Source organism: Paenibacillus sp. Y930, from assembly GCF_056786375.1.
Map to the genome: position 1 here is coordinate 496515 of NZ_JBXCIX010000002.1, position 12873 is coordinate 509387.

Genomic DNA, 12873 nt, shown 5'->3' on the forward strand with positions numbered 1-12873 from the left:
CCTTTTTATTCCGGTTTAATAGAGAACGTTATGCAATTTTTTAAGCAAAAGCAATCGCCGATTTCTTACGATGAAATGCTTGAGGTTATTGGATTTATCGATCAAGTAGAACAAAAATACGATCAAACAAAATTAATATAAAAGGATGGGAACTTAATGGGAAAACTAAAAATTGCTGTTATTGGCTGTGGTATGATTTCTCGTGGTCAGCATATTCCTGCCTATCTAAAAAGTGGAATGGTAGAAATTAAATATTTAGTCGATGATATTTTAGAGAGAGCTGAAGAAGCAGCCAAAGAGTTTGGTGTAGCAAATGCTACTAATGATTTGCAGGTTGTTCTTAATGACCCAGAAATTGATGCAATTTCAGTTTGTACGCCAAATACGACACATGCTCCTATTTCAATTGCTGCGATGAAGGCGGCATTAAATTGCAATATGGCGGCGATTTTAAAATATATAGCACAAAAAATGGTATGCTGTTGGAGACAGATACAAAATATGTGAAGGAAAATATGTACGAAGAAGAAATTAAATCCTTCTTAGTTTCTATCATTGAGCACAAAAAAGATAGAGGTAATATCGATCATAATATGACAACATCCAAAGTTTTAGATGCTCTATATGAATCTTCTACAAAAGGCAGCGAAGTTATGGTCTAGTAACTTAATTGTAGCTACGGTAATGTATTTCTTTAGAAATTGCAGGAATGTTGCTAGATTAACGACATGAGGAGGGTGTTTATGTTACAGTCAAAATTAACGAATAAAATTGGTGTAATTGTAGATAGCTTTGGAATCGGTGTTAAAGAAGGATTAGTAAAGGCGACGCAAGTTGGTGCCGATGGTGTGCAAATATATGCTGTAAGTGGTGAATGGAGTCCAGAGAATTTGTCGGCTAGTGCACGTAAAGACTGGAAGGAATATATTGCTTCACTGGGCTTAGAGATTTCTGCATTAGTTGGTGATTTAGGTGGACATGGTTTTCAAGATCCGAGTCAAAATCTCAATAAAATTGAAAAATCAAAAAGAATACTTGATTTAGCTTTAGAAATGGGAACGAATGTCGTAACAACACATATTGGAATCGTACCACATGACAAAGAAAGTAGAATATATGCAGCCATGCACGAAGCATGTGAGGCATTAAGTGATTATGCTCATCAAATGGGAGCATATTTTGCAATAGAGACAGGACCTGAGAGAGCAGCGGATTTAAAGGGGTTTTTAGATAGTTTATCATCTAAAGGTGTAGCAGTTAACTATGATCCTGCGAATTTAGTTATGGTCACTGGTGAAGATCCAGTTCAAGGCGTATATACACTTAAAGATTACATTGTACATACTCATGCGAAAGACGGTATTAAGCTTGCTCATATCGATCCTCGTGATGTATATGGTCAATTTGGCTATGTACTAGAAGATGAGAACGTATTAAAGCTAATGGAACAAGGAACCGTATTTAAAGAAGTTCCACTTGGTGAAGGTGGAGTTAAGTGGGATGACTATCTACAGGCATTAGTTGATATCGGCTACAAGGGCTATTTAACCATAGAGCGTGAAGTAGGTGGACAGCCTGAAGAGGATATTCGTAAAGCAGTTCAGTTCTTGCATTCATATTGCTAATGAGTCAGTATGGTAGAACGTAAAATAAGGTTAACTAGCTTCACTTGGTTAATCTTATTTTATTTCATAATTTCAAAAGGAGATGGCTATTATGAGATCGATTGAAGATATTAAAACAGCGATACAAGGGAAATTGATAGTATCATGTCAAGCTTTACCAGAGGAACCGCTTCATAGTCCTTACATTATGGGAAGAATGGCATATGCTGCTTATCTTGGCGGTGCTAAAGGTATCCGAGCTAATGGCATAGAGGATATTAAAGAGATAAAGAGAACTGTAAATCTACCTATTATCGGTATCATTAAGCAGGTGTATGGAAATAATAGCGTGTTTATTACACCAACCATGAAGGAAATAGATGCACTCTATGCCGAAGGTGTAGATATTATTGCATTGGATGCAACAGATCGAGTTCGTCCAGATGGATTAGTAATAAGCGAATTGTTTCCAGAGATTCGCAAAAAATATCCGAAACAGCTTTTTATGGCGGACTGTGCTACCTTCGAGGACGCTCTAACTGCTGAGAAGCTTGGCTTTGATTTCATTGGTACAACGCTTAGCGGCTATACCGAAGCAACAAAGGGAACTCATCTGCCTGATTTTTCATTGATAGAAAAATTAATAGAGCATGTGCAAAAACCTGTGATTGCTGAAGGTGGCATTTCAACACCAGAAGAACTAGAACGTATATATGAACTAGGTGCATTCTCGGCAGTTGTTGGTTCAGCGATTACTCGACCAATGGAAATTACGAAACGATTTGCAAAGGTTGTAAAAGAGTAAGGAGTGGGAGGTGCAACTTTATGAGGATTCTATCAGCTGATATTGGCGGAACAACGACAAAGCTAGGAATATGTAATGAGCTTGGTGAAATTGAACAGTTTCGCGAGTATGAAACTGAAAGCGCTCTCGGTGGTCCTTATGTTATAGAAAAGCTTATAATGCAGCTTTCAAAATTTACGGACTACGATGCAATCGGTATTAGTACGGCAGGGCAGGTAGATCCAATTCAGGGCTCAATTATTTATGCTAATGAGAATATTCCGAATTACACAGGCATGCAGGTAGCACAATTGCTTAGTAACAGATTTAATAAACCTACTAGAGTAGAAAATGATGTAAATGCAGCAGCATTAGGCGAGATGAAGTTTGGTGCAGGACGGGATTATCAAGATTTTCTATGCTTAACGTTTGGAACAGGTGTTGGTGGCGCTATCATAATTAATCGTAGTCTCTATCGAGGTGCAAATGGTAGTGCAGCTGAGTTTGGACATATGTTCACGCATTCGTTGCTAGATCAAAAAACTCTTGGTAAAGTACCTTATTATGAAAAATATGCTTCTACAACTGCACTAATTAAGGCCGCAGAGAAAGTAAATGCTGAATGTAAAACTGGAAAAGATTTTTTTCAAATGCTAGAAGATGGGCATGTCGAATTTCAAAATGTGCTTAATCAATGGGTTGATGAGGTAGCGATTGGTCTAGCATCTCTCGTTCATATTTTTAATCCATCGGCGATTATCGTCGGAGGCGGAGTAATGGAACAGGAGGAGCTAGTGTTAAAAGTAGAAGAAAAGGTTAAAAGTCTTGTGATGTCAAGTTTTGTGAATGTAAAGGTAGTTAAGGCGACTTTAGGAAACAAAGCGGGAATGCTAGGAGCTGCATCTTTATTTCTAGAAAAAAGCTAAGTAGCGAAAATAAACGTTTATGAAATAATATGATATGAAACGAGGGAAAACGTATGCCAGTGATTGATATGCCATTAGAACAATTAAAAACATATGAAGGAACAAACCCACGACCTGTAGATTTCGATGAATATTGGGATCGTGCCATTGCTGAAATGCATGCACTTGATCCACAGCTGGAGCTTGTACCAAGCTCATTTCAGGTTCCATATGCGGAATGCTTTGATTTGTATTATACGGGAGTAAGAGGAGCACGGATTCATGCGAAATACGTTCGGCCTAAGCATGTTGCTGATAAGCATCCTGCTGTTGTGATGTTCCATGGTTACTCTGGTAGCGCTGGGGATTGGTTGGACAAGCTTGCTTATGCGTCAATTGGATTCTCTGTTTTGGCGATGGATTGTCGCGGACAAGGAGGCACCTCCGAGGATGTTGGTGGTGTAAAAGGAAACACTCATCATGGACATATAATTCGTGGACTTGATGGTCCTGCTGACAACTTGCTATTCCGTCATATTTACTTGGATACTGCACAGCTGGCACGTATTGCGATGGGACTGCCTGAGGTTGATTCAGAGCAAGTTTATGCGCTAGGAGGCTCGCAGGGCGGTGGGTTAACGATTGCTTGTGCGGCGCTTGAGCCGAACGTGAAGAAATTGGCCCCTGTTTTTCCGTTTCTAAGTGATTATAAACGTGTTTGGGATATGGACTTGGATAAGGATGCTTATGCGGAGCTACGCACATATTTCCGCCACCACGATAGACTTCATGAACGTGAGCACGAAATATTCGAAAAGCTTGGTTATATCGATATTCAGTTTTTAGCAGAACGAATTAAAGGCGAAGTGATGATGACAGTTGGGCTAATGGATACGATCTGTCCTCCTTCCACACAATTTGCTGCATACAATAAAATAAATGCAAAAAAACAGCTTGTTATTTATCCGGATTTTGGACATGAGGCTTTACCAGACGTCTCGGATCGCACGATTCAATTTTTATTAGGACGAGAGTAATCTGAGTTCGGGCTGTTGTTTGTGTCAGCCCTACTAGTGTCATAGCTATCGCGCCGGAGTTGCCTCCATATACCGGGTATTCCATTCATTGGCTTCTAGTAACACCTGTTTCCCACCTGCCTCCATGAATTCCTTCACGAAGGTATCGAAGTACTCAACGGGCTGGTCGCCGGTGATAATAGAGATGTACGCTTTGTCCCTCATGCTGATTAGTTCAGGGGTATGTTGAATTAAGGAGGGGGTTGCAACCTCCAGCTTATTATAAATGCCGTTTTCCTCCAAGCCCAAGGTTGCAGCCCACTGCTCCCGCCGGTCCGAAAGCACTCCGGGGACAGCCATGCCAATACGGGAGCCGATGATATTCGTGTAGTTATCCATGTTGTTATATGGAGGAAGGATGTGAAACTCCTTTGCAAATTCAGCGCTCCAGTCCCAGTGCTTCCCTGAAAGACCGTACTCCATTTTAATCTGCTCCACTGGATCGGGATTAGCACTAACATAATCCAGTATCTCCAGGATTTTTTTCAGCTTCCCTGGCTCGCTCACAGTATCGGCTCCGATGGCGATAAAGCTCATCAGCATATTGTAAGCTTTTGAACCGCTGTGCCCATAAGGGCCGATAACAGGAGGACCAAATACAACGTCAGCAGCTGCGTTCTTCTGTAAGAGTTCATAGACATTGTATGAGGCCCCGATTGGGATTTCTTCATCATTTTCATTGAGAACGTTGTAATCGCCCTCTTGGGTCCAATGGTAATAGTTGCCCATCGAGGTCATCCCAATTCTGCCATTGATAAAAGCGTGGGACAAATGCTTATAGCCGCCTTTATTTTCACCGGTAATAAACTCTGGGTCGATGATCCCATCTTGGTACCATTTTTGTAGATAAGCAAGAGCTTCCTTCATCTCAGGCTCTAATGCGCCGATCACGAGTTGGTCATCTTTCATACTAAAATAGAGCTGTTCGGTAAAAACGGACTGACCAAAAGCGCCAAACACAACATTCATGCCCTCTTTGGATAGGCCATAGGTATCCTTCTTACCGTTACCGTCAGGATCACCGTTAGCAAAAGCATACATGGCGGCCTCGAATTCATCTAACGTCTCCGGAACGTCCAGCCCCAGCTGCTCAAGCCAGTCCTCCCGATATATGACAGGGATTCGATATATGTTGGTTTGATTGATGACTGGAATGCCATACAAGGTGTCGTTTATTTTTCCGTACTCCAAGTAACGGGAATCATAGCTGTCGATGCGCTGCACAATATTAGGCGCGTACTCTTTCAGCACCTCTTCGGGAATTTCCGCTAATACCCCTTGCATCTGATACTTGAGCAGGTCATGTGACTGCCTGATCCGAAATAGGTCCGGAATTCTTTCTTGGGCTAGTTCCAAGTCCAGCAGCTCTTCATAATGCTTGTTCTCAAGGTTCCACATATCCAGCTTGACATCAAAGAGGTCCTCAATGTATTCGATCATCTCTGCATCTTCAGTAACAGAGGCATTTTGATGCATCGTCCAAGAAATCGTGTAGAGCGGCGCTGCAATATCCTCAGGACTTGAAGAATTGCTCTGTTGTTGCACTTTTTTTCTATCCTCCCATAAAGCGGTACAACCGCACATGAACGTGATAAGGATAATAGTTGCAGCAAAAAGACTTAGAGCTCTTGAAAGGTTAAGGTTCATAACATATCCTTCCCATTTTGGTTTATCTGGATGAATGTATAACGCTCTTGATGATTAATAGGAAAATCAGTTGTTCATCAGGCTACGCATGAAGTTTTTCGGAGTGCAGCCGTGAATTTCTCTAAACTTCTTAATGAAATAAGCAGAGGTGCGGTAACCTACTGTACTGGCGACCTGCTCAACAGTCAAATCTCGTTGTGCCATGAGTTCACGTGCTCGTTCCATTCTCTGGTTCGTAACATATTCGGAATAGGCGATGCCGCTTTCTTCCTTGAAGATTTTGCTGAGATATTTGGAGCTGATGAACACTTGCTCGGAGACTTGATCCAGGGTGAGATCACCTGAAATATGCTCGCTAATATATGCTTTTACAGCCGTGATCGTATCGATGCTTCTTAATTTGCTCCGCTTCTCCACATGCTGAACAAAGTCGGTTACCAGATGAACCAACCATTCCGAATATCGGTTAATATTGTAGATCAACGTATATTGCTTGTACAAATTCAGTGAGTTCGTCTCGGCAGGCTGCCAACGTACTTGGCTGATGCAATCAGAGTAAATAGAGATCATTCTTAATAATATGATGCGACTGTACTCTGCTGAATACATGCCTTCCTTTATCTCCAACATCAAATCCTCAATGGCTTGAACAGTACTATCCAAATCTCGAGTCTGCAGCTTCTTTTCAAAATTTATCAGGTACGAGTCTGGAATTTCGAGACTGCTAATTTCCCTGTTCAGCAGTTCAAGATCTTGAATGACAGACTGAGCGGGAAAGAAATAGCTGTACCGAATTAAGGTGTTAGCTTCACGATAACTAGTGTGGACGTCTGTGTACCGCTCCACCCAGCTGCCTAACGATAAGGCAAATTCTAAACCGAATCTGCTTCTCACTTCAGAGAGAATGAAGTTTGCAATCTGATCTGAGACTTCCGGTTGGTTTGTACAGATGATCACCACTATTTTATGATCCTGCAATTCCTCCGCAAATAGCTGGGTTTCATCGATTTCTGCTGTCTCCAGCTGATGAATCATACTGTACAGTGTGTGCTGCAGCTGTCGCGGCTGCAACTCCTTCCACTTTTCACTGACGGGGTCAATGACCATACACTGGAAGTGGGAGTAGGCCATCGAAATTCGAATTGACTGTAGCTGCTCTTTCAGCTCCTCCGGCGTAAATCGGTTATTCAACATATTAAGTATGATATTATGCTTAATCATTTTTTGGTTGTCCTGTAGTGTTTCTTCAAGATTATCGACTTTATTGGACAGGCTGTTGATAGCAATATCGATATACCGATATTCATTCTGTTTTGAGTTGACCGGGCTGTTATGCCCGCTCTTGATATTATTCATGATTCGTTTTAGAGGGCTGTAGCCGGCAACCGTAAAGATTGTTGACATAGCAATCCCAACCGCGACAGCCAACAAGCAAATAATGATCACGTCCTCTTTCAAGCTATCCATTTTATAATAGAAGCTATTAGCGGGTGTGGTCGTGTAAATCTTCCATCCGTTTCCTGAAAATTGATCATGGGAAACGACATAAGACCCATGGTCAAATGTATGCGTGAAGCTCGCATCTGAAGGGTTCAAAGAGAGCAGGGACTGAATCAACGAACTCTCCTCCGTGGGGCTCCCTAGCAAAGATTTGTCCGCGGCAGAAATGACTGCTCCATCCTGGTCCACTATATATGTACGTTCATAGTCAGCAGGGATCATATTTTCGATGATCTGGCTGACAGCAGATTCTTTGATATCAATCGCCATCATGAGTTCAGAGTCTTGCCCAGAAGATTGAAATGGGTAGCTGCGAACGTAGGAGATTAAAGGATTCATGTTGCTTTGTTCAGTTATTACGGTATAAGGATCCTCAGGTACTATGCGAGTTTGCATCCATAAGGAGCTTTCTTGGGTTTCTTTCATCGCAATGATCCAATCGGCCGTGCTAACCGCACCCGAAGGGGGACTCTCATAGAGTAGCAGCCCGTGCACGGATGAGATCATGAAATGTTCCTCAGAATCATATAAATGAATGGCTTGTATCAGATCAGAATGATTTTGCACTTGATTTTTAAGCAGCTGTTGAATGTCTACAACTTTGCTGTGGTTTCCCTTAAACTTATCTAAATCAATATTGACGGGGCTTCCTAGAGCCAGAGATAGATAGATCTGATTGACTCTCTCAATGACAGAGCTCTCAATATGATTGACTGTATTGTTTAGCATCATCTCTTTGTTGATTCTGATTTCTTCACTATATTGATGGGAAAAGAAGAGATAAAAGAATGAACCGAGAAGAAGCGCAATGACAAGCACGACAGCGAGATAGGAAATAACCATCTTGGACCAAACAGACTGGAATGGCTTGAGCATCTATTTCTCCTCCTTCACGAATAACTTCCAGATAATTAGATCATTATACAATAGCCCGAGGACAAGTGAGCGTCTTAATAATAATTTAACAAAGCAACCTTAAAAACGCTTTGGATTTACCAAATCTCAATAGATGACTGTGGTATATCTTTATTAGTAAATGTAATCTGCAATTTTCATACAATAAAATAGTCGAAACGTACGGATTTGATATAAAGCGGAAATTGTTCTATAGATGCTGGACTACCCCAATGTTACAGTAACGGCATACCGGACAAAATGAATGAGTGAAGCTCGACTTGCATTGTTTCAGACAAGAGTGAAGCTGCCTCATCATTCGCTGGTACAGATAAAAAACAAGTTATGAGGAGAGGATCATGTTGTTGCAAGCTACAAAAAAACGATTTAAAAAGGCATTGGTATTACTTCTAATGTTATCAATCACAATCCCGACGTTTTCAAGTCAGAGTTTCGCAGCCAATCAGGAGGATCAGTTCTCCGACATTAAGGGACACTGGGCAGAAGGAAAGATTCAAGCTTGGAACGATGAAGGATTGATAAAAGGATATTCGGATGGTTCATTCAAACCTAACAATTACATTACTAGAGCAGAATTTATGAATGTGGTTAATCACGCTTTTGGCTACACAGGACAAGCTGCAATCAGTTTTAAAGATGTTTCTGAGGATGTATGGTATTACGAAGCAGTATCCATAGCTAGTAAAGCGGGATATATTAATGGTTATACGGATCATACGGTGAAGCCAGAAGACCTGATAACACGTCAAGAAGCGGCAATCATGATCACGAAAATTAAAAAGCTAATTAAGGATGAGAAAACAGCTAATTTCTTTAGCGATTCATCATCCATTGCGGCTTGGAGCAAAGGTGCTGTAGGTGCAGTTGCAGCTGAGAGCATTATGGAAGGATATTCAGATGGCAGCTTTAAACCTTTGAATTCAATCACTCGCGCAGAAGCAGTTGCTGCCCTAGATAATGCTTTGCATTTCGTTCAGCTTCCTTTATCTGCAGTGAAGGATGGAGGCAATGCTGATGATGCTACATTGAAAAATATCGTTACAACCAATCCATTTATTCAAATTCTAGATGGGTTTGATCAGGTATGGTCCATAAATCAACCGGCTTGGAGAGACGGAATAGTGTTAACTAAACCAGGTTTAAATGGGGAAGTTGCAAAGTATGGAGATGGCCCTACGATTTATTATGATGGCTATAAAAACAATGCGAAAGCAGTAGTCGCAGATAAGAAAACATTTGCTAATGAAGAGATTAGAAATGCAGCTACTTGGGTTGCTAATATCAAATATGTAGAAGATATTACTCAGAATCGAACAGATGAAGAGACTTTAGCAGCATATTATGATGACCAAAGAGATAAAGTATATAGTATGATGGAGGCTTTTGGACCTTTAGCTAATACCTATGTAGATATAGTTAATCCAACGACAAGTGTTGTAAGAACTATGGATGAAATGAATATGGTATTGGAAGAAGAAACAACCGAAGACGAAAGCCAAGGAATGGGAACAGATTGGGCTGAATCTGAACTTGCGGACATGGTAGATTTAGTTGCTTTAATTAGATTTAGAACTCCTGCTTCTTCAAATCCATCTAAATACTTCTACTCATCTCCAAGACCATGGAGAATGAATTCAAGTGGAGAAGTTGTAGAGATCGTAGATGCGAATGGATTATCTGTTTGGGAAACACTAGGCAAAGGTGAAGCAACAAAAGAACCTTTAGCTTCAGGAGGAACGAAAACAACTGGAGAAAAACATTACCAACAATATGAAACCAACGTCAAGGTTATTCCTGCATTACAATATGTAAGAAGAATAGCTGAGGATGGAAGAGGAAAAGACGGAGCATTTCCAAGTGGACATACAAGTGCATCGTACTTATCAACATTTGGGTTTGCTTACGCTACTCCGGAAAGATACTCTGAATTTTTAACTAGAGCAGCGGTAATGGGTGAAAACAGAATCGTTACTGGGATGCACTCACCACTTGATGTTATCGGTGCAAGAATACAAGCGACAGCAATGACTGCCTATGCGCTTAATAAGGAAGAAAACAAAGAAGTATTAGAGAAAGCATATAAAAATGCAGGGGAAGTATTTGGAGCATTAGCAGAAGCCAATAACATGAGTCTGTATGAATATGCGCATACGGTAACAGACAAATATACTTTCGAAAGTGCATATGACGAAACAAAATGGGAAGATCATGACGCTAATAAAGCTTTCTATAGAGAGAAGCTTACTTATGGTCTACCGCAAACAGGGATTAAAGGTTTGGCACCGGTAGTGCCTGAAGGAGCAGAAGCACTATTAGAAACTCGTCAACCTTATTTAACAGATGAGCAACGTAGAGAAGTATTGTATACTACAGCAATTGAATCAGGTTACGCTGTAATTGACGAATCACAAGGCTGGGGTAGAATTGACTTGGTAACGGCAGCCGATGGGTATGGTACGTTCTTAGATAACGTTACCGTTAATATGGATGCTTCCAAAGGGCGATTTAATGCGCAAGACTGGTGGAGAAATGATATCACCGGTAGTGGTAAGCTTACGAAAAAAGGAACAGGAACACTTACATTGACAGGGGATAATCGTTACACAGGCGGAACATTGCTTCAATATGGTACGTTAGTAGCTGAATCTACAACTGCCTTTGGTAATGGTGATCTTTATCTAGAGAATGGAACAGTTGTAGTTAATGTTGATGGAGCATTAGTGCTTGATGGCAACTTCACAATGGATGATGGTACTTTAGACATTGCGATGGATAATGACAGCAGTCAAATTACTGTCGATGGAACACTTTATCTTGACGGTGGAGACTTAAATCTAGATTTCTCTGACTATCAGATTGAAGGTTCTAAAGTGATTACTTTAATAACTGCAGATGCCATTAAAGGTGAATTTGATAATGTAACTGCTGATGGTTATAAAGTAAGTGTCACATATGAAAATGATCGTATCATTGCACATATTGAAGCAAAATAAGGATAGTTGATTGTTTTTAATTTTTAGGCTGACGACATTTGTCGTCAGTTTTTTTATTTGCGCCAAGTATGACGACTAATCCTTTAATGATCAATCTAATTATTGATGGAATGTTAGAGTCAGTTGTAGTTTGTGAAGGTTTACAACTACTAAGACAATTGTTATATTAAGTGTTATTACTGAAAATAAAAAGTAGAAAAGAGGTCTGAAAATGGATGTGAAATTTCCAATTGGAAAATTACAAGTTCCAGAAGAGGTAACATTGGAAAATATTCAAAAGTGGTTAAAGCAAATTGAATCGTATACGATTCAATTGAGAGAAGCTGTAGATTCATTAAATAATGAACAATTGAACAAAACTTATCGTGAAGGTGCTTGGACAATTCGTCAGCTTGTGCATCACATTGCAGATTCTCAGTTGAACATGTATCAACGTTTGAAGTTAGCTTTAACAGATGATAACCCAACTGTACCTGCATTTAATGAAGAGAAGTGGGCGATTCAACCAGACAATGAGCTTCCTGTAGAGAGTTCAATTAAGATGCTAGAAGGTATTAATGAGCGCATCGTAGCTTTAGGACAAAGTTTAACTGAAGAGCAGCTAGATCGAGCATTTACTCACCAAACAAACGGTAAGATTAAAGTGGCAACAAAAGTTGCAAAATTAGCTTGGCACGAAGAGCATCACTTAGCTCACATAAAAATTGCATTGTCAAAATAAAAACATATGTATAAAAGTAGCTTATCGAGTTTCGATAAGCTACTTTTGTTGGTTGAAGGAATAAGTTATTAAGCATGATATAAGTGTGAAAGAAGTAAACTATTTGGCTTTATATTATATTGTCACGTGGAATAATTTGTTTAGTTCTTTCTCTAGACGTTGAATGACTTCTTTTTCAATTATAAAGCTACCATTATCAATACGTTCGATCTGTTTATCGATCAAATAGACGGGATGCAAAATGGTCGTAGCTCCGAGTACCGACAATAAAGGCGCGGCTTTATAGAAGTGGAAGTCCTCTCGGCGAAAACTGATAGAAATGGCAGCCATAATCGCACGGGTTGTGAACTGGCAGAATAGTAGTAATCAATCGACCTCATTTTCGGATGATATAAGTATTCCCCATTGGGCTAAGGGACATGTCCAGGCAGTTCGCGAGCAGGGCATTCTAACAGGTAGAACACATAATACATTTGTACCTTTTGGTATAACAACAAGAGCGGAAGCTGCGGTTACTTTGTTACGACTTTGGAATGTTCAATAGTTATCATCAAGAAAGATCGCGGTTTTCATAAATGTTTATAGAGTTTAGCTAGCAGGAGTTGTCCCATTTGGGGCAACTTCTTTTTGTTGATTAACTATCTCTAATACGGAAGAAGGAATACATGTGAATGCTGTAGGTAGTTGGATTCAAGCGATAGGTACGGTTATTACGGCACTTGTTGCAG

General features: G+C 40.3%; 10 protein-coding genes. 8 read left to right on the plus strand and 2 right to left on the minus strand.

Going from position 1 to position 12873, the window contains the following annotated elements:
- The first annotated feature begins 156 nt into the window (after positions 1-156).
- The 5 genes from AC1TO5_RS07660 to AC1TO5_RS07680 all read left to right on the plus strand — a co-directional run bounded on the left by AC1TO5_RS07660 (position 157) and on the right by AC1TO5_RS07680 (position 4330).
- Positions 157-507 carry a Gfo/Idh/MocA family protein gene (locus AC1TO5_RS07660; RefSeq protein WP_482062205.1) on the plus strand — a complete coding sequence of 117 codons (351 nt, stop codon included), beginning with the start codon at positions 157-159 and terminating at the stop codon, positions 505-507.
- 236 nt (positions 508-743) lie between these two features.
- Positions 744-1625, plus strand: a complete 882-nt coding sequence (locus AC1TO5_RS07665) for a sugar phosphate isomerase/epimerase family protein (protein ID WP_482062206.1) — start codon at positions 744-746, stop codon at positions 1623-1625.
- A 91-nt stretch (positions 1626-1716) separates the two neighbouring features.
- Entirely contained in the window at positions 1717-2409 is a 693-nt protein-coding gene (locus AC1TO5_RS07670) for an N-acetylmannosamine-6-phosphate 2-epimerase (RefSeq protein WP_482062207.1), read from the plus strand.
- Between the two features lie 20 nt (positions 2410-2429).
- The gene (locus AC1TO5_RS07675) at positions 2430-3314 is read left to right on the plus strand and encodes an ROK family protein (RefSeq protein WP_482062208.1); all 885 of its coding nucleotides are present in this window, start codon (positions 2430-2432) and stop codon (positions 3312-3314) included.
- A gap of 53 nt (positions 3315-3367) precedes the next feature.
- Positions 3368-4330 carry an alpha/beta fold hydrolase gene (locus tag AC1TO5_RS07680; protein ID WP_482062209.1) on the plus strand — a complete coding sequence of 321 codons (963 nt, stop codon included), beginning with the start codon at positions 3368-3370 and terminating at the stop codon, positions 4328-4330.
- 45 nt (positions 4331-4375) lie between these two features.
- On the opposite strand, the gene AC1TO5_RS07685 is transcribed toward AC1TO5_RS07680, so the two are convergent.
- Together AC1TO5_RS07685 and AC1TO5_RS07690 are read right to left on the minus strand one after the other, a co-directional pair.
- Positions 4376-5914: an extracellular solute-binding protein gene (locus AC1TO5_RS07685; RefSeq protein ID WP_482062210.1), complete on the minus strand. Its 1539-nt coding sequence runs from the start codon at positions 5912-5914 to the stop codon at positions 4376-4378.
- A gap of 168 nt (positions 5915-6082) precedes the next feature.
- A complete protein-coding gene (locus AC1TO5_RS07690; RefSeq protein ID WP_482062211.1) occupies positions 6083-8392 on the minus strand; it encodes a helix-turn-helix domain-containing protein in 2310 nt (769 codons plus the stop codon).
- A 377-nt stretch (positions 8393-8769) separates the two neighbouring features.
- Here AC1TO5_RS07690 and AC1TO5_RS07695 point away from each other — a divergent pair, with 377 nt between their 5' ends.
- From AC1TO5_RS07695 to AC1TO5_RS07705, 3 genes are all read left to right on the plus strand, one after another.
- Complete coding sequence (locus tag AC1TO5_RS07695; protein ID WP_482062212.1) at positions 8770-11424, plus strand: S-layer homology domain-containing protein; 2655 nt, start codon at positions 8770-8772, stop codon at positions 11422-11424.
- 211 nt (positions 11425-11635) lie between these two features.
- Positions 11636-12145 carry a YfiT family bacillithiol transferase gene (locus AC1TO5_RS07700; protein WP_482062213.1) on the plus strand — a complete coding sequence of 170 codons (510 nt, stop codon included), beginning with the start codon at positions 11636-11638 and terminating at the stop codon, positions 12143-12145.
- A gap of 319 nt (positions 12146-12464) precedes the next feature.
- Positions 12465-12689, plus strand: a complete 225-nt coding sequence (locus AC1TO5_RS07705; protein WP_482062214.1) for an S-layer homology domain-containing protein — start codon at positions 12465-12467, stop codon at positions 12687-12689.
- Positions 12690-12873 lie beyond the last annotated feature (184 nt).

Excerpts from the sequence above, each read along its gene's own strand:
- AC1TO5_RS07660 (WP_482062205.1), top strand. The coding sequence starts at position 157 with ATGGGAAAACTAAAAATTGCTGTTATTGGCTGTGGTATGATTTCTCGT.
- AC1TO5_RS07665 (WP_482062206.1), top strand. The coding sequence starts at position 744 with ATGTTACAGTCAAAATTAACGAATAAAATTGGTGTAATTGTAGATAGC.
- AC1TO5_RS07670 (WP_482062207.1), top strand. The coding sequence starts at position 1,717 with ATGAGATCGATTGAAGATATTAAAACAGCGATACAAGGGAAATTGATA.
- AC1TO5_RS07675 (WP_482062208.1), top strand. The coding sequence starts at position 2,430 with ATGAGGATTCTATCAGCTGATATTGGCGGAACAACGACAAAGCTAGGA.
- AC1TO5_RS07680 (WP_482062209.1), top strand. The coding sequence starts at position 3,368 with ATGCCAGTGATTGATATGCCATTAGAACAATTAAAAACATATGAAGGA.
- AC1TO5_RS07690 (WP_482062211.1), bottom strand. The coding sequence starts at position 8,392 with ATGCTCAAGCCATTCCAGTCTGTTTGGTCCAAGATGGTTATTTCCTAT.
- AC1TO5_RS07695 (WP_482062212.1), top strand. The coding sequence starts at position 8,770 with ATGTTGTTGCAAGCTACAAAAAAACGATTTAAAAAGGCATTGGTATTA.
- AC1TO5_RS07700 (WP_482062213.1), top strand. The coding sequence starts at position 11,636 with ATGGATGTGAAATTTCCAATTGGAAAATTACAAGTTCCAGAAGAGGTA.
- AC1TO5_RS07705 (WP_482062214.1), top strand. The coding sequence starts at position 12,465 with ATGGCAGCCATAATCGCACGGGTTGTGAACTGGCAGAATAGTAGTAAT.